Raw genomic sequence first — 18,455 nt, 5'->3', positions numbered from 1 at the left:
GATCTTGCCGATAGGTTCTGCCGCGCCGGTCACATCCTCGCGACTGGCCGCCGCGGAACAGTCCACCGAGCGCGGCTCGGACGGGCGGTGGAGGCAAGAACCCCGATGGTTGAGACGTCCTTGGCGGTCAGGCGCTGTCACCTCCGTTGGACGAGGCCGCGGCCAGGTGCAGGGTGCCGTCGACTCGGCGGGGTATGCCGTGGAAGTCGTCAGCGAGTTCGCGCGGGACCAGGTCCGCCGGAGCGTTCTGCCAGGCCATGGGACGGAGGAATCGGCGGATCGCGGTTGGGCCGACGGAGGTGTGCTGTGTGTTGGTGGCTGGCCATGGTCCGCCGTGGTGTTGTGCCCAGGCTACGGCGACGCCGGTTGGGTAGCCGTCGTAAACGATCCGCCCGGCTTTGGACTGGAGTTGCTGGCTTATCTCGCTCGGCAGGTCGATCTCATCCGGTCCACGGTGGATCGTGACGGTCAGGGACGGCGGAAGCTGCTCGATCGCGGCGAACAGGTCGTGATCGCCGGTGTAGCGCACGATGACCGTCACCGGGCCGAAACACTCCTCGGTGGTCTCCGGCGGGAGGTTCGCGGCGGTGGCCGTCAACACCAGCGCCATGCCCGAGACGGCCGCGGCGCCGAGGCGGACCGTGCCTCTCTCATAGGCGGCGGCGATGCCGCGGTTGAGCATGACCATGGGTGGCGTCGCCGCGACGGTGTCCTGGGCCGCCGCGACCAGAGCGTCGCCTTCAGGGCCGGCCGGGACGAATACGAGCCCAGGTTTGGTGCAGAACTGCCCTGCGCCCAGCGTGACGGACGCGGCGAGTTCCTTGCCGATGCGGGGTGCCCGGTCGGCTGCGGCGGCGGGCGTGACCACCATCGGGTTCAGGCTGCTGAGTTCGCCGTAGAACGGGATGGGATCGGGTCGGCGGTCGATGGCGGCGAGGAGGGCGCGGGCGCCGGCGGTGGACCCGGTGAATCCGGCCACTCGTACCGCCGGGTGGCTCACGAGGTCGATGCCGGCCTGGACGCCGTGGACGATGCTCAGGGTCGCGTCGGGAGCGCCGGCGCGTCGCGTCGCGGCGCGGAGTGTGTCGAAGCACAGCTGTGAGGTGGCTGGGTGTGAGCCGTGCGCTTTGATGATCACGGGGCAGCCCGCGGCGAGTGCCGAGGCGGTGTCGCCGCCGGGGACGGAGAACGCGAGGGGAAAGTTGCTCGCGCCGAAGACGGCGACGGGGCCAAGCGGTACGAGCATGCGGCGCAGATCGGGCTGGGGCCCCATCGGTGTGTCGCGGGCGTGGTCGATGATGGCTTCCAGATAACCGCCGTCGCACAGCACCCCTGCGAAGAGCCGCAGCTGGAATGTCGTGCGGTTCAGCTCTCCGTTCAGGCGCGTCGTGCCGAGTGCGGTCTCCCGGTCGGCGACGGCGACGATCTGGGCCCGGTGCGCCTCGAGAGCGTCGGCCATCCCGTGCAGCATTGCCGCGCGGCCGTCGCGGCCGAGACCGTCCAGTGCCGCGGCGGCGGCTGACGCGGCGCGGCAGGTTCGATCGACCTGCGCGGTCGTGGTCTCGCTGGCGACGATCTCGATCGTCTCGCCGGTGCGAGGGTCGACGCTCGCCACGTCTGTCATCGGATTCCCTCACGGATGTCGACCCGGTCGGTGGTCCAGGCACGGGCCTGGTCGCTGAGGGTGAACCCGAGTCCGGGACGGTCGGAGAGGTGGATGCGCCCGTCGCTGATCGTCAGCCGCTCGTTGAACAGCGGGTGGAGCCAGTCGAAGTGTTCCACCCACGGTTCCAGCGGGTACGCGGCGGCCAGGTGGACGTGGAGCTCCATGGCGAAGTGTGGCGCCAGGGTGAGGTGCTGCTGTTCGGCGACGGCCGCGAGCCGCTGGAACTGGGTGATGCCGCCCATGCGGGGCGCGTCGGGCTGGATCACGTCGACGGCGCGGTGGCGGATGAGCTCGTGGTGCTCGGCGACGCTGGTCAGCATCTCGCCTGACGCGATCGGCGTTTCCAGCGATCGGGCGAGGGCGGCGTGGCCCTCCGCGTCGTAGGCGTCGAGCGGTTCCTCGATCCAGACCAGGTCGAACTCGCCGAGTGCCCGGCCGGCGCGCCGGGCGCTGTGCCGGTCCCATTGCTGGTTGGCGTCGACCATGAGTGGCACTCCGTCGCCGAGGTGCTCCCGCAGGGCCCGGACCCGGGCGACGTCGACGGCCAGGGAAGGATGCCCAACTTTGATCTTTATTCCGTCGACACCCCGCGCACGGGAGGCGTCGGCGTTGTCCAGGACCTGGTCGATCGACTCGTGGAGGAACCCTCCGGAGGTGTCGTAGCAGCGCACCGAATCGCGGTACGCGCCCAACAGCTTCGCCAGCGGAAGCCCGGCCCGCTTGGCCTTGAGGTCCCACAGTCCAACGTCGATGGCGGCGATGGCCTGAGTCGCCACGCCGCCGCGCCCGACCGACGCGCCGGCCCAGACGAGCTTGGTCCAGAGCCGGCCGATGTCGCTGGGATCCTCGCCGACGAGCTCGGCGGCGATGTCCGCGGCATGGACGAACTGCGCTCGGCCGCCCGCGCGTTTGCTGTAGCCGAATCCGAGGCCGGCCAGGCCGTTCTGCGTGCGGATCTCGGCGAACAGGAACACGACTTCGGTCATCGGACGTTGCCGTCCGGTCAGGACCTTGGCGTCGCTGATCGCCTGCTTCAGCGGCAGTGTCACGGACGACAGCGTGAGCTCTGCGATCCGGTCGCCGTTCATGAGCGCTCCAGGCAGGGGCGTTTAGGGTCGAACTGCCAGCCAGGAACGAGGAACCGCATGGCCGCCGCGTCGTCGCGGGCGCCGAGGCCGTGCTCGAGGAAGAGCTCGTGGGCCGCGCGCAACGCCGCCGGGTCGAGCTCAATGCCCAGTCCAGGTTTGTTCGGTACGGCGATGTGCCCATTCTCGATGCGCAGCGGTTGGTGGGTCAGGCGTTGGCCGTCCTGCCAGATCCAGTGCGTGTCCAGCGCGGTGATCTCGCCGGGCGCGGCGGCACCGGCGTGGGTGAACATCGCCAGTGAGATGTCGAAGTGGTTGTTGGAGTGTGAACCCCAGGTGAGCCCGAAGTCGTGGCAGAGCTGAGCGACGCGGACGGAGCCGCGCATCGTCCAGAAGTGCGGGTCGGCGAGCGGGATGTCGACAGCGTTTCCGCGTACGGCGTGCGCGAGTTGCCGCCAGTCGGTGGCGATCATGTTGGTCGCGGTGCGCAGGCCCGTCGCGCGGCGGAACTCGGCCATGGTCTCGCGGCCGGACATCGCGCCTTCGGGACCGACCGGGTCCTCGGCGTACGCGAGCAGGTCACGTACTTCGGCACAGAGCCGCACCGCGTCCTTCAGGAGCCAGCCGCCGTTGGGGTCGATGGTGATCCGGGCCCGCGGGTAACGCGTGGCGAGCGCGCGGACGGCGGCGATCTCCTGCTCGCCGGGCAGTACGCCGCCTTTGAGCTTGAAGTCCGTGAACCCGTATCGAGCCTGTGCCGCCTCGGCGAGGGCGACGATGGATCCGGGAGTGAGGGCGGGCGCGCGGCGGAGCCTTTCCCAGTCGTCAGCGGGATGCGGCTCGGTGACGTACGGCAGATCGGTCCTGGTGTGGTCGCCGACGTAGAAGAGGTAGCCCAGGACCGGCACCGTGGTGCGCTGCTGGCCTTCGCCGAGCAGTTCGGCCACGGATACGCCCAGGTGCTGGCCGTGCAGGTCGAGCAGCGCGCATTCCAGGGCGGTCACGGCGTGCACGGTCACGCGTTGGTCGTACGTCTGCGTGCCCCGGCCGTGCGCGTCCTGGCTGGCGTACCGGGCGGCGATCCGGCGAAGCAGACTGGCGTAGCGGGCGATCGGTTGCCCGATGAGCGTTGCCCCGGCGGCCTCGATGGTGCGGCGGATCGGCTCGCCTCCGGGGACCTCACCGACACCCACGTTGCCGGCGCTGTCGGTCACGACCACGACGGTGCGGGTGAAGAACGGTCCGTGCGCGCCGCTGAGGTTCAGCAGCATGCTGTCGTGACCGGCCACTGGAACGACCTCGACGCGGGCGACGGTAGGTGCGTGGGGTCGCACCGGCTACCGCACCTTGTCGACGAGGGCGGTCAGGTCGGCGCGGTCGGCAGCGGTGAGGTCCGTGAGAGGCGGACGGACCGGGCCGCCGTCACGACCGACGGCGGTCAGCCCGGCTTTGACGATGGAGACGGCGTAGCCGCGGGCGCGGTCGCGCACGTCGAGGTAGGGGATGATGAAGTCGTTGAGCATCTGGTAGACGGCGGCGCGGTCCTGTGCGCGGACGGCGGCGAAGAAGCGCAGCGCGTACTCGGGCAGGAAGTTGTAGAGGGCCGAGGAGTAGGTGCTGACTCCGAGTTGGAGCAGCGGCAGTGCGAACGTCTCAGCGGTGGGCAGCCCGCCGATGTAGATGAGCCGGTCGCCGAGTTTCGCGTAGGTGCGGGTCATCCGCTCGATATCGCCGACGCCGTCCTTGAGCCCGACCAGGTTGGGGTTGCGGTCGGCGAGCTCGGCGACGGTGACGTCGTCGAGGACCGCGTTCGCCCGGCTGTAGACGATGATGCCGAGGTCGGTGGCCCGGCATACGGCGGTGACGTGCGCGATCAGGCCGGCCTGGGTCGCCTCCGTGAGGTACGGCGGCAGCAGCAGCAGGCCGGCGGCGCCCGCCTCCTGCGCGGCGACGGCCTGGGCCACCGCCTGTGCCGTGCTGCCGGTCGCCGGGGCGACAACGGGGACCCGGTCGCCGACCTCGCTGACCGCGGTGCGGACGACAGAGTCGATCTCGGTCGAGGTCAGCGAGAAGCCCTCGCCGGTGCCGCCGGCCGCGAAGAGGCCGGCCACGCCGAATCCCGCCTGCCACGCGAGGTGCTCACGATAACGCGGTTGGTCGAACTCGAGGCGGTCGTCGAAGTGCGTCACGGGAAAGGACAGCAGGCCGGTGGCGAGACGAGCGGCGAGCTCGGCGGGCGGTGTCAGCGTCACCCGATTTACGGTATGGACTCCGCACGATGCGTGTCCAAGAGTGTTTCCGCATCGAGCGATACCTTCCTTGCATCGAGGACCGCGAGTGCCCTGGCTAGAGCGGGGTTCTGTGAGTGCCGCGGCCAGAGCAGGTGCAGCTCCACCGGCTCTGGGATCGGAGTGGCCAGCGGCACGAACGTGACCCGCGGAATGCCGAGCAACGTTGCCGATGCCGGGACGAACGCGATGCCCCGCCCGGCGGATACCAACCAGAGCATGGTGAGGATCTGGCTGACGCTGTGCACCACGCGCTCCTGGGCGAGCGGGACCATGCTGACCACCAGGTCGTAGAAGTAACGGGCCTTCTGCTGAGAGTGGAAGATCAGCGGTTCGGCAGCCAGGTCGTCCGGCGTCGCCGGACGATCCAGCCCGGTCAGCCGGTGGCCGGCGGGCACCGCGAGCAGAAGCGCCTCGCGGTGCAGCCGCCGGGAGTCGAAGAGGTCGGCGTCGAACGGCGGCCGGGCCAGGCCGAGGTCGAGGTCCTCGGCAGCGAGAGCGGCAACCTGTTCGCGGGTGACCATCTCGTACAACTCGATACGCACCTCGGGTAGCTCCCGCTCGAGCTCGTTGAGCAGGCGGCCGAGGATGCCGAATGTCGATGCTGCCGTGAATCCGATCCGCACGAGGCCGCGGACACCCGAGGAAACCCGCTGCGCCAGATCGGGGGCGGCCTCGGCGATGGCCAGGATGCGCCGCGCCTCGCGCAGGAACGCCTCTCCGGCAGGCGTGAGTGCCACCCGCCGGTTGTCCCGTTCGAGGAGCTGCACGCCGATCGCGGCCTCCAGTTTCTGGATCTGTCGGCTCAGCGGAGGCTGCGTCATCCGCAGCCGGGCCGCCGCCCGTCCGAAGTGGAGCTCCTCGGCGACGGCGACCAGACCGCGGAGCTGCTCGAGCGTGTACACCATGCAAAAAAGGTATCAATCAATGCATTAAGAGAGTTGGACAGGCATAAATCCACGGTCATACGCTCGTGACCCGCCTCACATACAGGAGAAACACCATGCGTAGCAGGTTCTTGGGTGTCTCCATAGCCGTCGTCTTCGCGCTGAGCGCCTGTGGCGGCAACCTCGATGACAACCCGACAGAGGCCGGCTCGACGTTCCCGGAACGAGCGGTGACCGTGCTCGTCGGCCAGGACGCCGGCGGCAGCACCGACCTCATCGCTCGTGCCCTTGCCGACCCGGCCGCGGCCGATCTCAAACAGTCGGTCACCGTGCTGAACAAGGCCGGCGCCAACGGCGGCCTCGCGGCGAAGGAACTGGCCGGCGCCAAGGCCGACGGCTACTCGCTCATGGTCTTCAACGGCTCTCTCGCCTACATCACACCGCTGGCCGTCGCGCCCGGCGAAGCCGTCGACATCAACAACTACGAGGTCGTCACCGGCATCTCGCAGGACGACTACGTCCTGGTAGCCAGCCCGAAGACCGGGTTCAAGACGATGCAGGACATCGTCGCCGCCAAACGCTCGATCAAGTACGCGACCACCGGTGTCGGCACCGGCAGCCAGCTCAGCCAGGAGTTGCTGTTCGCCCAGGCCGGCGTGGACGCCACCGCGGTGCCCTTCAACGGCGGTTCGCCCGCGCTGACCGCGGTCCTCGGCGGGCAGGTCGATGTCGCGTCGGTGCAGCTCGGTGAGGCGCAGGCGCAGGTCAAGGCGGGCAAGGTCACGCCGATCGTGACCTTCGCCAGCCAACGTCCGACGTACCTGCCGGACACCCCCACGGCGAAGGAGTCCGGCTACGACGCGCTGGTGCAGCAGTCGCGGGCCATCGTGGCCCCGAAGGGCACGCCCCAGGACGTGCTCGACCGGCTGCGTGCGGCCTTCCAGAAGTCGTTCGCCGAGCAGGGCTACCAGGACTTCAACAGCCAGCGCATGCTCACCCCCAACGAGGTCGACGGCGCCACGCTGCTGAAGCAGTGGAACGAGTCGCTCACCACCTATAAGGGGCTTGTCGAAAAATACAAGATCGACTTGAGTGGCAAGGCGTGAGCACTCACACCGAGGATCCGCCGGTCACGGACGAGCCCGTCGAGCCGGATCGCCCCCCGGCCGCCGGACCGGTGACGAACCTGGTCATCGCCCTGATCGTCGTGGTCCTCGGTGGGGCCGCGCTGGCCGGCTCCCTGAGCCTAGGCGTGGGGACTCCCTCCGCGCCCGGGCCGGGCACCTGGCCGGCACTTGTCAGCACCGCCCTGGTCATCCTCGGTCTCGTGTTGGCCGCGCGCGCCCGGCGCACCGACGACGCTGAACGGTTCACCCGCGCCGGTTTGCTGGTCGTTGCCGCCGTCGCGAGCATGGCCGTCTTCGTCGCCGTCGTCGGCGAGATCGGCTTCGAGATCCCCACCGCACTGCTCGCATTCCTCTGGCTGCGCTTTCTCGGCCGCGAGTCGTGGCGTACCTCGACCGCCCTCAGCCTCCTCCTGACAATCGCGGCCTACCTGTTGTTCGTCGGTGCGCTCGACGTCACCATCCCGCACATGTTCTGACCACGGGAGCACAGTTTTGGACAGCCTGTCCCCGGTGCTCGACGGCTTCGCCGTCGTCCTCGAGCCGAAGAACCTGCTGTACTGCCTGATCGGTGTTCTCATCGGCATGCTGATCGGCGTGCTTCCCGGGCTCGGCCCGGCCGCCACCATCGCGATCCTGCTGCCGGTGACCTTCGGCCTCGAGCCCGTCACCTCGATCATCATGCTCGCCGGCATCTTCTACGGAGCCCAGTACGGCGGCACGATCACCTCCGTCCTGTTACGCCTGCCCGGCGAGGCGTCATCGGTGGTCACCGTCTTCGACGGCCACGCCATGGCCCGGCAGGGCCGGGCCGGCACCGCTCTCGGGATCGCGGCGATCGGGTCGTTCGTCGGCGGCACCCTCTCCATCGTGGCCCTGACCCTGGTAGCGCCGTTCGTCGCCGGGTTCGCCCTCGATTTCGGCCCACCCGAATATGCCGCCCTCGCGCTGCTGGGCATCATGCTCGTCGCGACCATCTCCAACGGCAGCAAGCTCAAGGCGCTGATCGCCGCGACGGTCGGCCTGCTGCTGGCCACCATCGGACGTGACGACTTCATCAGCGTCGAACGGTTCACCTTCGGCAGCCTGTCGCTCGCCGACGGGCTCGACTTCGTCCCGATCGCCATGGGCCTGTTCGGCCTGGGCGAGATCCTCTACAACCTCGAGCAACGCCATCGCGCCGCCCGGGCGCCCGCGGTCATCACCGACATCTGGCCCGGCAAGGCAGACCTGCGCCAGGCCAGCGGTGCGATCGGTCGCGGATCCGTGCTCGGCTTCCTGCTGGGCATCCTGCCCGGCGGGGGAGCCGTGCTGTCCTCCCTCGCCGCCTACGCCCTGGAGAAGCGCCGCTCACGGCATCCCGAGCGGTTCGGTCGCGGTGCGATCGAAGGTGTCGCGGCACCCGAAACCGCGAACAACGCCGCCGCCACGTCCTCGTTCATCCCGTTGCTGTCGCTGGGCATCCCCGCCAACGCCACGATGGCCGTCATCTTCGGTGCCCTGCTGATCCAGGGCATCACCCCCGGCCCCCAACTCGTCACGGAGCACCCCGACCTGTTCTGGGGCGTGGTCAACTCGATGTACGTCGGCAACGTACTCCTGCTGATCATGAGCCTGCCGCTTGTCGGGCTGTTCGTCAGGATCGTGCGGATACGCCCGACGATCCTCGCGCCGATCACGACCCTGATCACGCTGATCGGCGCGTACACGGTCCGCAACGACCTCTTCGACATCGGACTGGTCATCTTCTTCGGTGTCGTCGGCTACCTGATGAAGAAAGCCGGGTTCGATCCTGGCCCGCTGGTGCTCGCCTTCGTACTCGGCTCACTGCTGGAAACGGCCCTCCGACGCTCGCTGATTCTCTTCGACGGCAACCCGGCCGGCTTCTTCACCCGGCCCATCTCCGGCACGCTGCTCGCCTGCTTCCTCGTCGTCATCCTGATCCCCGCTGCCCGCGCGATGCTGCGGCAACACCGGGACCAAAGAGATCGAACGAGGGAATCGGCATGACGGTCCTCATCGGACACCCCCAACTCCCGACGGCGACCTGAGGCGCAGAATGGCTCGATGACAGTCCAGCCTGCCGATCCGCGGTTGCGGGTCGACGCCTTGCGCTGGGCGGACGTCGACCCAGGGCGGCATCCGTTCGACCGCGGCGCGGTGCTCGACGTGGTGCGTGCCGTGGCCCCCTCCGGCGGCGTGCCGGCACCCCACCGGTACGACCCCATCCGAGGCTTCGATCACACCTCGAGGATCTGGCCGAGATCTTTTCGCGGCACCTGCCCCTGCCCGCCGGCCCCCGCGCGGCATTCGCTGCCTGGGAGGCCACGACCGCGTCCCTGGTCGCGACGGTGGCGGCACCGTCCACCGCGGCGCGGGCGCCGAGGGTCTGGCCGCCGGTCCGCCCGGATGCCCGCACGACGTGGCGGCAGGTCCGGCAGGCGGCCCGGTGGGAGCACGCTGCCGAGCACGTCTCCGGGCCGGCGCGCACCGGACGCGACGGCATCGCCGAGCTGCTCTCGAAAGAGAGGTACGGCGCGGACCGCATCCTCGCCGCACTCGACCTGGCGCGCGCGGACGTGTCCGGAAGCGGCCCGCTCACCTTCGCGCGCCTCGAAGCGTGGCAGCGCGAGGTTCTCGCCGTCCTGGCCCGCGAAGACGTGGTGTTGGATCGGGCCGCACCCCTGCTGATGACTCGCTGGCCGGCGGCCGACCCCCATGACGCCGAAGCACTGGCCAAACTCGTCGCCGTGCTCATCAAGCAGACCCGTCGGTGACGGACGGCGGCTCGGCTGCTGGTCAGGTGTTCACCAGCCACTGTTGCCCGTCGATGAGCTCGCGGGCCGCGTCGAGGTGTCCGGCGTGGCAGGCCGTCTCGGTGATCACATGGAGCAGGACGTCCCCGACGTTGTGCAGGCGCCACTCACCCTCGGGAAAGGGCCACCAGACCAGGTCGGCATCCGAGGACGAGGCGGCGATGACGGCATCCGCCAACGAAGCCTCATGGCGATAGCGGTCGAGGACGTCGGCGGCCGGCAGCCCAGGATCCACCTGCCATGCGCTGGCTTGGCTGCCCACCTGGTCGATGACCGCCGGATCCCCAGCCACCACGGCACGGAACCACAGACGCTCCACCGACAGCGTGAGGTGCTGCACCATCCCCACGCAGCTCCACCCGGAGGGCAGCACGGGGCGCCGCAGCGCCTCGTCGCTCAGGCCTTCCACGGCACCCAGCACGTGGTTTCGCTGCCTCTGGAGGCACTGCATCAACGGCTTCACGGATCGAATGTAACCTTGCGGGTACGTACCCACAAGGTTACATTCGCATCATGGACGCTGTGTTGCACGCGCTGGCAGACGAGAGCCGGCGCACGGTTCTCGAGATTCTTCGCGACCACCCGACGATCGCGGGAGAGTTGGCCGAGGCTCTCCCGATCGCTCGCCCGGGCGTGTCCCGGCATCTTCGCGTGCTGCGGGAAGCCGGGCTGGTCGACGTACGCCAGGACGCGCAGCGCCGGATCTACACACTCCGCCCGCAGCCGCTCGTCGAGGTCGACGAGTGGCTGGGACCGTACCGCCGGCTCTGGGAGAACCGGCTCGACGCTCTTCATGCTGAGATCGCACGAGGAAAGAAGGCACGACGATGACCACGATCGCGACGATGCGAACGCTCGACGAGACCCGCGGAGCAGTCAGGGTCGAGGACCTTTACGACACGGACATCGGCGACCTCTGGCAGGCGTGTACGACGCCCGAGCGGCTGGCCCGCTGGATCGCCCGGGTCGACGGCGACCTGCGGGTCGGCGGCACGATCCAGGCCGTCTTCACGAGCAGCTGGACCGGTCCGGCGCGCATCGAGGTGTGCGATGCGCCCCACCACCTGCTGCTGACGACGGAGCCGGGCACGGACGACGAGGGGCAGATCGAGGCGTGGCTGACCGCGGAAGGCTCTAAGACCCGGCTGGTGGTCGAGGAGCGCGGCCTCGAGATGAGGCACCTCCCGTTCCATGCCTCCGGTTGGCGGGTCCACCTCGAGGATCTCGGTCGGTCGCTGGAGGTCGACGGCCCGGTCCATCCGGAGGGCTGGAGCTCCGATGCCGGAGCCCCCGGCTGGAAGGAACGCTGGGAAGAGCTCACGCCGGCGTACCAGCAGATGGAGATCGGTTGATGTCGGACCTGATCAGGCTCAGCGGGACGACGGTCAATGCGCCCGACGCGATCGCGCTCGCGCGGTTCTACGCCGAGATCACCGGCGGGGTCGCGAAGGGTGACGAGCACTGGGCGCTCGTCGAAGGGCCGAACGGCGACATCGGGTTCCAGCAGATCGCCGACTACCGGCCACCCACCTGGCCGGATGGCGAGGTGGGGATGCAGATGCACCTCGAGTTCTTCGTCGACGACCTGGTGGCGACCGGAGCGCGCGTGCTGGCCGCCGGCGCCACCCGATTCGAGCATCAACCCAACGCGGACCACTGCTTCGTGTACGCCGACCCGGCCGGGCATCCGTTCTGCCTGTCCATGTGGGGAGCCCCGAGAGTCGGCGACTGACTCAGCGGCGAGTTCTCGGCGCGCACGCGGCGCCGTACCCGGTGCTCGTGGTGACGCACCGGGTGCGGCCTGGCCTTCGTGGTCAGTAGATCTCGAGGTAGTAGGTCTGTTCCTCGTTCCGGTTGAAGTTGCCGGTGCTGTTCTGGTAGCGACCGAGGTAGAGGCGAACCGTGTACCTCGTGACGTACAGGCCCGAGCTGTTGATGAAGTGCCATTGCGGCGGAACCGTGCCGGAGTTGTTGAAGGCGTCCATCACCCTCCCGGGCTGGGGCCGGTACGCGTCGTTCGTGCAATGGCAGTTCTGGAAGATGTCCACCCAGACCCGGGCCCGGTAACCGTCCTCGTTGAGGTCCCAGACCTTCAGCTGGACGACGATCTCGTCCGCGCCGTTCTGTTGTCTCGCGGTGATCCCGATGTTCGGTCCGTCGGCCCAGCCCTGCATCGACGACCGCAGGCCGCTCGTTCCTGGGGGATAGGTCTGGTAGCCCACCCAACAGGCGATGGTGTTGATTGCCGTCCGACCGCATCTGTACTCGGCTGCCTGGGCCGGCACCGCCATGATGCCCATCAGCAGGGTCGCTAACGCGACCAGCACAATTACTGAACGCCCCCGTGGCTTCATACCGGCACGGTAAATCCAGGCATAAAGCGATGTCTATTGGGGTTCCGGCCGATGCCGCGGTGGCCGTCAGGACACGCCAGGTCGGAAGATCGGACGCTCGTCGTGGCCCACCGCGGCGGCCGCACGGGAGCGCGTCGGCCCGAGGTCAGCCGCCTTCGACGAGCACGTCCGCGGTCACGGTTCGCGCGTAGAGCACGAATCGGCCGTGGCGGTGGGCACTGACCAGCCCGGCATCGCGCAGCGTGGTCAGGTGCTGTGAGATGGCCGGGGCGGTCAGGCCGGTCCGCTCCGCCAGGTCCGTGGTGGTCGCCGGCAGTTCCAGCTCGCTCAGCAGCAACGCTCGCGTACGACCGAGGACGGTGGCGAGAGCGGGTGCGGCGCGCACCGATCTGCTCTCCCAGAGGGTGCCGGTGCCGCGGGCCGGATACGCCAGCTGCGGAGGATCGGGTGGGCGGATCAGCGTGTACGGGTCCGGGCCGGTGAACGCGGATGGGATGAGCAGCAGACCCGGACCGGATGTCGTCCGGTCGAGGGCGCGCTGACGGCGGGCCAGCCGGAGGGTGTCGTCGGTCCAGCGGACGGAGGCGTGCAGATCGTTGAAGAGGTGCCTCGTGCCGTGCTCGACCGCCTGCCTGGCCCGGTGTGCGATGTCGGCCTCCAGCACGGCTCGGATGCGGCCCCAGTACGGCGCGAGGGCGAGTTCCCAGTAACGCCGGATCTCTTCGACGACGTGCGGCAGCCGATGGTGGGGCTGGTCTCGTAACGCCCGTACGCGCGCGCTCGCTGATCCCTGCTCGACGCCGAGCCGGTCGAGGTCACGGCGTACCCGGTCCTCGGGTGTGTTCAGGATTCCGGACAGTTCCTGGTCCAGCGTCGCGCTCGGTCCGTCAGGTGCGGGATTGACGAAGTCGGGAACGTACCCGGACGAGGCGATCAGCTCGGCCAGCCAGCCGCGGTCCAGTCCCGCGGCAGCGACCCGAGGGCGGACCTGGTCCAGCCATCGCTGGTGCACCGGATGCGAGCCGCCCGATCGCAGCAACCGGAAGCTGGTGCCGACCTCCCACATCGGCGACACCGCGAAGCGCGTTTCGGCGAGGTCGCTCGCAGAGAACACCAACTCCGCCACGCGGTCCTCCGAGTGCATGAATTAAGCCCAGGCTTAATTCATTGTGCCGGACAAGCCATCGCCGAAATCATCTGGCCCATGACGACGGCACCTATCAGCGCAGCGCACTCGGGAACGTGGAATCTCGGCGGAGACCTCCCCGTCTCCCGGACCGGCTTCGGCGCCATGAAGCTGACCGGCTGGCCGCGCGGCGACCGACCCAGCCGGGAGACCGCTCTGGCGCTGCTACGCCGAGCCGTTGACCTAGGCGTACGCCATATCGACACCGCCCACTACTACGCGCGCGACGGCGTGGCGGCCAACGAGCTGATCCGTGCGGCGCTGTACCCGTACCCGGAGGACCTGGTCATCGTGACCAAGGTCGGTGCCCTGGTCGAGGGTTCCGACCTCGGCCGGCCGGCCGCGCTCAAGACCGGCCTGACGCGAGACGGCCTGCGCCGCGGTGTCGAGGCGAATCTGCGCTCCCTCGGGGTCGAGCGCCTTGACGTGGTCAACCTCCGGATGGGCGACCTCGCGCGTTCTTCGCTGTCTGAACCGCTGGAAACGCTGCTCGAGCTCCGCGAGCAGGGCCTCGTCCGCCACCTCGGCATCTCCAACGTCACCGCCGACGAGTTCAGGCTGGCGCGGGAGATCGCACCTATCGGCTGCGTCCAGAACCTCTACAACGTCTCGCAACGCGGCGACGACCCCCTGGTCGACGCGTGTGCCCGGCTCGGCATCGCGTACGTGCCTTTCTTCCCGATCGGCGGATTCAACCCCATCACGTCGGCGCGAGTGGAAGCGGTCGCCGCCCGGCACCGGGTGAGCACCGCACAGGTCGCCCTGGCCTGGCTGCTGGCTCGATCACCGAACATCCTGCTGATCCCCGGCACCGGGTCGCAGGCCCACCTGGAAGAGAACGTCGCCGCCGGTCGTCTGCGGATCGACACAGCGGACCTGGCGACGCTCGACGGCGCGTAACCCGGCGGGTGCTCTAGGGGACGACTTCCCTGGGTGGCGGCGGGGTGGTCGGAGGCGTGGATGGCGTCGGCTTCGGCGTCCTGGTCGGCTCGGGCTCGGGTGTGGGCTCGGTGGACGGCGTCGGGCGCGGCGTGTCCGCCGGCTCGGGGCCGGCGGTCGGTGGAGCCGGCGTTTCCGCGCTCGGCGGCGCGGACGGCGTCTCCCCGGGGAACGTGGGCTCCGCGAACCGGTAGTCGTCGGGGTCGAGCTCCATCGCCTTGGCCGCGTCCGCCATGAACTGCTGCCAGATCCGCCCTGGATGGCTCGCGCCGAACACGTCGTAGCCGCCGTCTTTCGTGCGCAGTGGCTTGCCGTCCTTGGTGCCCAGCCACACGGCCGCGGCGATCGCGCCGGTGTAGCCGACCATCCACGCGTGCTGGTTCTGCGTGGTGCTCTTTCCCGCCTGCCAGGTGCCGGTCTTGCCCGCGGCGTCCCAGCCCGGCACCTTCGCGGCCTCGACCCGGCGCAGGGTCCAGCTGAGCTGCCTGGCCTGTTCCGGGCTCAGTCCCACGTCCGTCCGCGTCAGCTGCTCCTCGTAGACCTTGTCGTCCCCTTTGGACACCGAGCGGACGAAGTGCGATCGTGCGCGCTGGCCGCCGGCCGCGAACGTCGCCATGCCGTTCGCGTGGTCCTGCACCGTGATGCCGTACTGGCCGATGCCGACCTCGGTGGAGAACCGGGACGCCGCGTCCGTCTCGCCCAGGTCGACCCGAACAGGTTCGGGCTTTCCCCGCTCGTTGGCCCACATCGACTCGACGCCGGCCTTGTGGGCCATGTCGATGACGGCGGGCACGCCGAGCTGCTCGGTGAGAGCGAAGTAGGTGGTGTTCAGCGACGCGACGGTCGCCTCCCAGAGCGTGCACTCCGGTTGGCACGCCGCACTGCCGGAGTTGCGGATCGGCCCGGCCGCGCTGTCCCGGGTGCGCCCGCTCTTCGGAAACTCCTTGGTCGCGGGGGAGTCGAACCGCTGCTTCGGCGAGATGTCCTGCCGCACCGCCTCCGCGAGGTCGTACACCTTGAAGGACGAGCCCGGCGGATGCTGCCCGAACCCGGCCGCGTTTCCCTCGTCGTCGTAGTACCACCCCGCGTAGTCGGCACCGAGGCCGTCGTCGCCGCCGTAGTACGCCAGCACCCGACCGCTGCCGGGTTCCACCGCCACCAGCGCGGACTGCCAGTTCGCGGGCTGTCCCCGTACCGCTTCGGGTGCTTTCTCGCCGCGGATGTTCGCGGCGGCCTCGGCCGCGTCCTGCGCCCGCTTGTCGACCGTCGTCACGATCCGGAAGCCGCCGTTGCGCACGTAGTCGAACGGGCGGTCCCGGAACGGCTCGGTGCCGCGCAACTCGCTCAGCACGTGGTTGACGACGAGCCCGGTGGGCCGGTCGAGGCCGGACTGACCGGCCCGGGGGTCGTAGTCCCGGACCGTGTCCGGGTAGGCGAGGTCCGCTCCCTCGGCCGCCGTCAGATAGCCGAGCGCGACCATCCCGTCGCGGATGTAGCGCCACCGGTCGATCGAGTTCTGGCGCGCCTTGTCGTTGCGCTTCGGGTCGTACCCGGGCTGTCCCTCGGGGTCGTCCGGGTTCGCCTCCGGTTGCTTGACCATCGCGGCCAGCACCGCGGCCTCCGAGAGCGTCAGCTGGCTCTCGCGTGGGGCGTCCTTGCGGGCCGTCTTGCCGAAGAACGCCTGCGCCGCCGCCTCGATGCCGTACGCGCCGCGGCCGAAGGGCACGGTGTTGAGGTAGAAGCCGAGGATCTCCTCTTTGCTGTGCTCGTCGGCCAGCTTCCAGGCCATGACGGCCTCGCGCAGCTTGCGGGAGTACGTGACCCCCTTCAGGTCAGCGGCGATCCGGGCGTACTGCTGGGTGATCGTCGAGGCGCCCTGCCGGTCACCGCCGGTGACGTTGTTCCACGCGGCGCGCATGACACCACGGAAGTCGATGCCGTCGTTCGTCCAGAACGTCCGGTCCTCGGCCGCCACGATGGCCTGCTTGACCGCGTCGTTCAGCTGCTCGTACGCCAGGATCGTGCGATTCTCGGTGCCGAGCTTCGCCATCGGCGTCTTCCCGTCGGCGTAGTAGAGCGTCGTCGACTCGGGCAGCACCAACTCGTCGGGCGGCGGCACGGTGTCGACGTAGAGTGCGCCGATCGCCGCGCCGCCACCGCACATGACCAGGAGCGCGGCTAGGCCGCCGACCAGCCACGTCCTGCGGCGCGACCGCTTGCCGGGGGCTTTGGCGGGTGGGCCGGTGGTGGTGCCGGCCGGCGCCACCGCGCCGCTGGGAGTCTGGGGCATCGCAGAGCGATACCCGCTCACGCCCTCCTCGAATCAGTTCGTCACGCGGAGGGCGCCAACCGTTTGGCGCCCGTCATGATCGCCACGCCTTCACCCATGTCGTGTGACTGCGGGGTGATCACTCCCGCCAGCGCACCCAGCCGCTGGATGTGGATGCGGTCCGCGACGTCCCACACGTGCGGCATGTTGTGGCTGATGAGGATGATCGACAGGCCGCCGTCCCGTAACTGTTTGATCATCTCGAGGACCATGCCTGACTCCTTGACCCCGAGGGCCGCCGTCGGCTCGTCGAGGACGACGACCTTGCTTCCGAACGCCGCGGCCCGGGCTACCGCGACGGCCTGGCGCTGGCCGCCGGACAGGGTCTCGACGGCCTGACGCATGTTCTGGATGGTCTGAATGCCGAGGCGCTGTACCGCCTCGCCGGCGCGGCGCTCCATGCCCTTCTTGTCGAGCATCCGGAAGACCGAGCCGAGCGGACCCTTTCGCCGCTCCTCGCGGGCGAGGTACAGATTGCTCGCGATGTCGAGGGCCGGTACGACGGCGAGCTGCTGGTACACCGTTTCGATGCCCGCCATTCGGGCGTCCTGGGGCTTCCTGAAGTGGACCGGTTGCCCGTTCATCAGGATCTCGCCGGAGTCGGGGATGTACGCCCCGGTGAGGCATTTGATCAGCGTGGACTTGCCGGCGCCGTTGTCACCGATGACGGCGAGGATCTCACCGGGGTAGAGATCGAGGTCCACCCCGTCCAGGCCGACGACCCGGCCGAAGGTGATGACGAGCTTGCGCGCCGACAGGATGGGCTGCTGGCTGTATATCGCCTCCTTGCCCACGGGAATGCCACCATGGGCGACCTCGAGATCTCGTGTGGTCATGCCTTGACCTTCCTGATCCATTGGTCGGCAGCGACGGCCACGATGATGAGGAACCCGGTCGCGAGCACGCGCCACTGCTGGTCGACGCCCATCTGGGACAATCCGAACTGGAGCGTCTGGACGATGAGAGCGCCGAGCAGGGTGCCGATCAGGACACCGCGGCCACCGAACAGGCTCGTGCCGCCGATGACGACAGCCGTGATGGACTGCAGGTTCGCATCGGGTACGGCGTTGGGCGTCGCGGCCCCGGCACGTCCGATGAGCTCCCAGGCAGCGATGGCGTAGATCAGCCCGGCGACGGTATAGACGGTGAGCAGGATCCGCTTGCTGGGCACACCGGAAAGGCGCGCGGACTCGGGGTCGTCACCCACGGCGTACACGTATCGGCCCCACGCCGTCTGCGACAGGGCGTAGCCGACGACGGCGTAGATGATCACCATCACGACGATGCCCCAGGTCAACCGGAAGCCTCCGATGGCGAAGCCCTCGCCGAGGACGTTGAGTAACCCGGGCAGGTGAGAGGCCTGAATGCTCTCACCGCCGGAGTACAGCAGGGCGATCGCGGTGTACACGCTGAGCGTGCCGAGCGTGACGATGAACGGCGGCAGGTTGATCCGGGTCACGAGGAGTCCGTTGAGCGCTCCGGCCGCCACGGCGAGCACGAATCCGATCAGCAGAGCCAGCAGGCCCGGCATGCCCCCGTCTCTGGCGAGCGAGGCCATGACCATCATCGTCAGCACCATGATGGCCCCGACCGACAGGTCGATGCCCGCCGTGAGAATGATCAGCGTCTGGCCGACCGCGAGCGTCGCGACGACGGCGGTCTGCTGGAGCAGGATGCCCATCGAGTTGGCGGTGAGGAACGTGGGCGTGGCGATGAAGAACGCCAGGAAGGCCACGAAGAGCAGAAAGAGCGGACTCAACCACGGCCGAGCGTGCAACTGG

Annotated in this window: 19 protein-coding genes; 8 read left to right on the top strand and 11 right to left on the bottom strand. The window is 69.1% G+C overall.

Translation table 11 applies throughout. The annotated features are described in order from the left end of the window. Positions 1 to 127 precede the first annotated feature (127 nt). Genes CHC05_RS14770 through CHC05_RS14750 form a run of 5 tightly spaced genes read right to left on the bottom strand, consistent with a single transcriptional unit; the run spans position 128 to position 5,944 of the window. Positions 128 to 1,624, bottom strand: coding sequence for an aldehyde dehydrogenase (NADP(+)) (locus tag CHC05_RS14770; protein ID WP_089248998.1), 1,497 nt, complete (start codon positions 1,622 to 1,624; stop codon positions 128 to 130). Then, positions 1,621 to 2,754 (bottom strand): L-talarate/galactarate dehydratase, encoded by a 1,134-nt coding sequence (locus CHC05_RS14765; protein ID WP_089248996.1) that lies wholly within the window; start codon positions 2,752 to 2,754, stop codon positions 1,621 to 1,623. The genes CHC05_RS14770 and CHC05_RS14765 overlap by 4 nt, the downstream gene beginning before the upstream one ends. Next, positions 2,751 to 4,085 carry an enolase C-terminal domain-like protein gene (locus CHC05_RS14760; protein WP_245870852.1) on the bottom strand — a complete coding sequence of 445 codons (1,335 nt, stop codon included), beginning with the start codon at positions 4,083 to 4,085 and terminating at the stop codon, positions 2,751 to 2,753. Before CHC05_RS14760 ends, CHC05_RS14765 begins: the two co-directional genes overlap by 4 nt. 3 nt (positions 4,086 to 4,088) lie before the next feature. Next, a complete protein-coding gene (kdgD, locus tag CHC05_RS14755) occupies positions 4,089 to 5,003 on the bottom strand; it encodes a 5-dehydro-4-deoxyglucarate dehydratase (protein ID WP_089248994.1) in 915 nt (304 codons plus the stop codon). A 5-nt stretch (positions 5,004 to 5,008) separates the two neighbouring features. Beyond that, positions 5,009 to 5,944: a LysR family transcriptional regulator gene (locus tag CHC05_RS14750; protein ID WP_089249524.1), complete on the bottom strand. Its 936-nt coding sequence runs from the start codon at positions 5,942 to 5,944 to the stop codon at positions 5,009 to 5,011. Positions 5,945 to 6,042: 98 nt separating this feature from the next. On the opposite strand from CHC05_RS14750, the gene CHC05_RS14745 reads away from it, so the two are divergent. The 4 genes from CHC05_RS14745 to CHC05_RS14730 all read left to right on the top strand — a co-directional run bounded on the left by CHC05_RS14745 (position 6,043) and on the right by CHC05_RS14730 (position 9,827). Beyond that, positions 6,043 to 7,032, top strand: a complete 990-nt coding sequence (locus tag CHC05_RS14745; RefSeq protein WP_089248992.1) for a tripartite tricarboxylate transporter substrate binding protein — start codon at positions 6,043 to 6,045, stop codon at positions 7,030 to 7,032. After that, positions 7,029 to 7,529 (top strand): tripartite tricarboxylate transporter TctB family protein, encoded by a 501-nt coding sequence (locus CHC05_RS14740; protein ID WP_218824547.1) that lies wholly within the window; start codon positions 7,029 to 7,031, stop codon positions 7,527 to 7,529. The genes CHC05_RS14745 and CHC05_RS14740 overlap by 4 nt, the downstream gene beginning before the upstream one ends. 16 nt (positions 7,530 to 7,545) lie before the next feature. After that, positions 7,546 to 9,060 carry a tripartite tricarboxylate transporter permease gene (locus CHC05_RS14735; protein WP_089248988.1) on the top strand — a complete coding sequence of 505 codons (1,515 nt, stop codon included), beginning with the start codon at positions 7,546 to 7,548 and terminating at the stop codon, positions 9,058 to 9,060. 341 nt (positions 9,061 to 9,401) lie between these two features. Continuing rightward, the gene (locus CHC05_RS14730) at positions 9,402 to 9,827 is read left to right on the top strand and encodes a hypothetical protein (protein WP_089248986.1); all 426 of its coding nucleotides are present in this window, start codon (positions 9,402 to 9,404) and stop codon (positions 9,825 to 9,827) included. A 22-nt stretch (positions 9,828 to 9,849) separates the two neighbouring features. Here CHC05_RS14730 and CHC05_RS14725 read toward each other — a convergent pair whose 3' ends face one another. Beyond that, the gene (locus tag CHC05_RS14725) at positions 9,850 to 10,329 is read right to left on the bottom strand and encodes a DinB family protein (RefSeq protein ID WP_218824546.1); all 480 of its coding nucleotides are present in this window, start codon (positions 10,327 to 10,329) and stop codon (positions 9,850 to 9,852) included. Between the two features lie 50 nt (positions 10,330 to 10,379). Between CHC05_RS14725 and CHC05_RS14720 the strand changes: the two genes are divergently transcribed. The 3 genes from CHC05_RS14720 to CHC05_RS14710 are packed head-to-tail and all read left to right on the top strand — an operon-like array spanning position 10,380 to position 11,598. Then, positions 10,380 to 10,697, top strand: coding sequence for an ArsR/SmtB family transcription factor (locus CHC05_RS14720; RefSeq protein ID WP_089248984.1), 318 nt, complete (start codon positions 10,380 to 10,382; stop codon positions 10,695 to 10,697). After that, positions 10,694 to 11,218 carry an SRPBCC family protein gene (locus CHC05_RS14715; protein ID WP_089248982.1) on the top strand — a complete coding sequence of 175 codons (525 nt, stop codon included), beginning with the start codon at positions 10,694 to 10,696 and terminating at the stop codon, positions 11,216 to 11,218. The genes CHC05_RS14720 and CHC05_RS14715 overlap by 4 nt, the downstream gene beginning before the upstream one ends. Beyond that, the gene (locus tag CHC05_RS14710; protein ID WP_089248980.1) at positions 11,218 to 11,598 is read left to right on the top strand and encodes a VOC family protein; all 381 of its coding nucleotides are present in this window, start codon (positions 11,218 to 11,220) and stop codon (positions 11,596 to 11,598) included. Before CHC05_RS14715 ends, CHC05_RS14710 begins: the two co-directional genes overlap by 1 nt. Positions 11,599 to 11,680: 82 nt before the next feature. Here CHC05_RS14710 and CHC05_RS14705 read toward each other — a convergent pair whose 3' ends face one another. Together CHC05_RS14705 and CHC05_RS14700 are read right to left on the bottom strand one after the other, a co-directional pair. Then, entirely contained in the window at positions 11,681 to 12,220 is a 540-nt protein-coding gene (locus CHC05_RS14705) for a hypothetical protein (RefSeq protein WP_144022596.1), read from the bottom strand. Positions 12,221 to 12,365: 145 nt separating this feature from the next. Further along, positions 12,366 to 13,364: an ArsR/SmtB family transcription factor gene (locus CHC05_RS14700; protein WP_089248976.1), complete on the bottom strand. Its 999-nt coding sequence runs from the start codon at positions 13,362 to 13,364 to the stop codon at positions 12,366 to 12,368. A 60-nt stretch (positions 13,365 to 13,424) separates the two neighbouring features. Between CHC05_RS14700 and CHC05_RS14695 the strand changes: the two genes are divergently transcribed. Then, on the top strand, positions 13,425 to 14,306 hold the full coding sequence (locus CHC05_RS14695) for an oxidoreductase (protein WP_089248974.1): 882 nt from the start codon (positions 13,425 to 13,427) through the stop codon (positions 14,304 to 14,306). Between the two features lie 13 nt (positions 14,307 to 14,319). Here the strand turns inward: CHC05_RS14695 and CHC05_RS14690 are convergent, their stop codons facing one another. Genes CHC05_RS14690 through CHC05_RS14680 form a run of 3 tightly spaced genes read right to left on the bottom strand, consistent with a single transcriptional unit; the run spans position 14,320 to position 18,433 of the window. Next, positions 14,320 to 16,635, bottom strand: coding sequence for a transglycosylase domain-containing protein (locus CHC05_RS14690; protein WP_245870851.1), 2,316 nt, complete (start codon positions 16,633 to 16,635; stop codon positions 14,320 to 14,322). A 41-nt stretch (positions 16,636 to 16,676) separates the two neighbouring features. Continuing rightward, positions 16,677 to 17,468, bottom strand: coding sequence for an ATP-binding cassette domain-containing protein (locus CHC05_RS14685; protein ID WP_245870850.1), 792 nt, complete (start codon positions 17,466 to 17,468; stop codon positions 16,677 to 16,679). Between the two features lie 38 nt (positions 17,469 to 17,506). After that, complete coding sequence (locus tag CHC05_RS14680; protein ID WP_245870849.1) at positions 17,507 to 18,433, bottom strand: ABC transporter permease; 927 nt, start codon at positions 18,431 to 18,433, stop codon at positions 17,507 to 17,509. Positions 18,434 to 18,455: the final 22 nt, after the last annotated feature.

The sequence above is a fragment of the Asanoa hainanensis genome (genome assembly GCF_900188485.1).
Taxonomy (GTDB): Bacteria; Actinomycetota; Actinomycetes; order Mycobacteriales; family Micromonosporaceae; genus Asanoa; species Asanoa hainanensis.
Note: the sequence above shows the minus strand (reverse complement) of the source record. Positions and strands in the feature narration are given on the sequence as shown.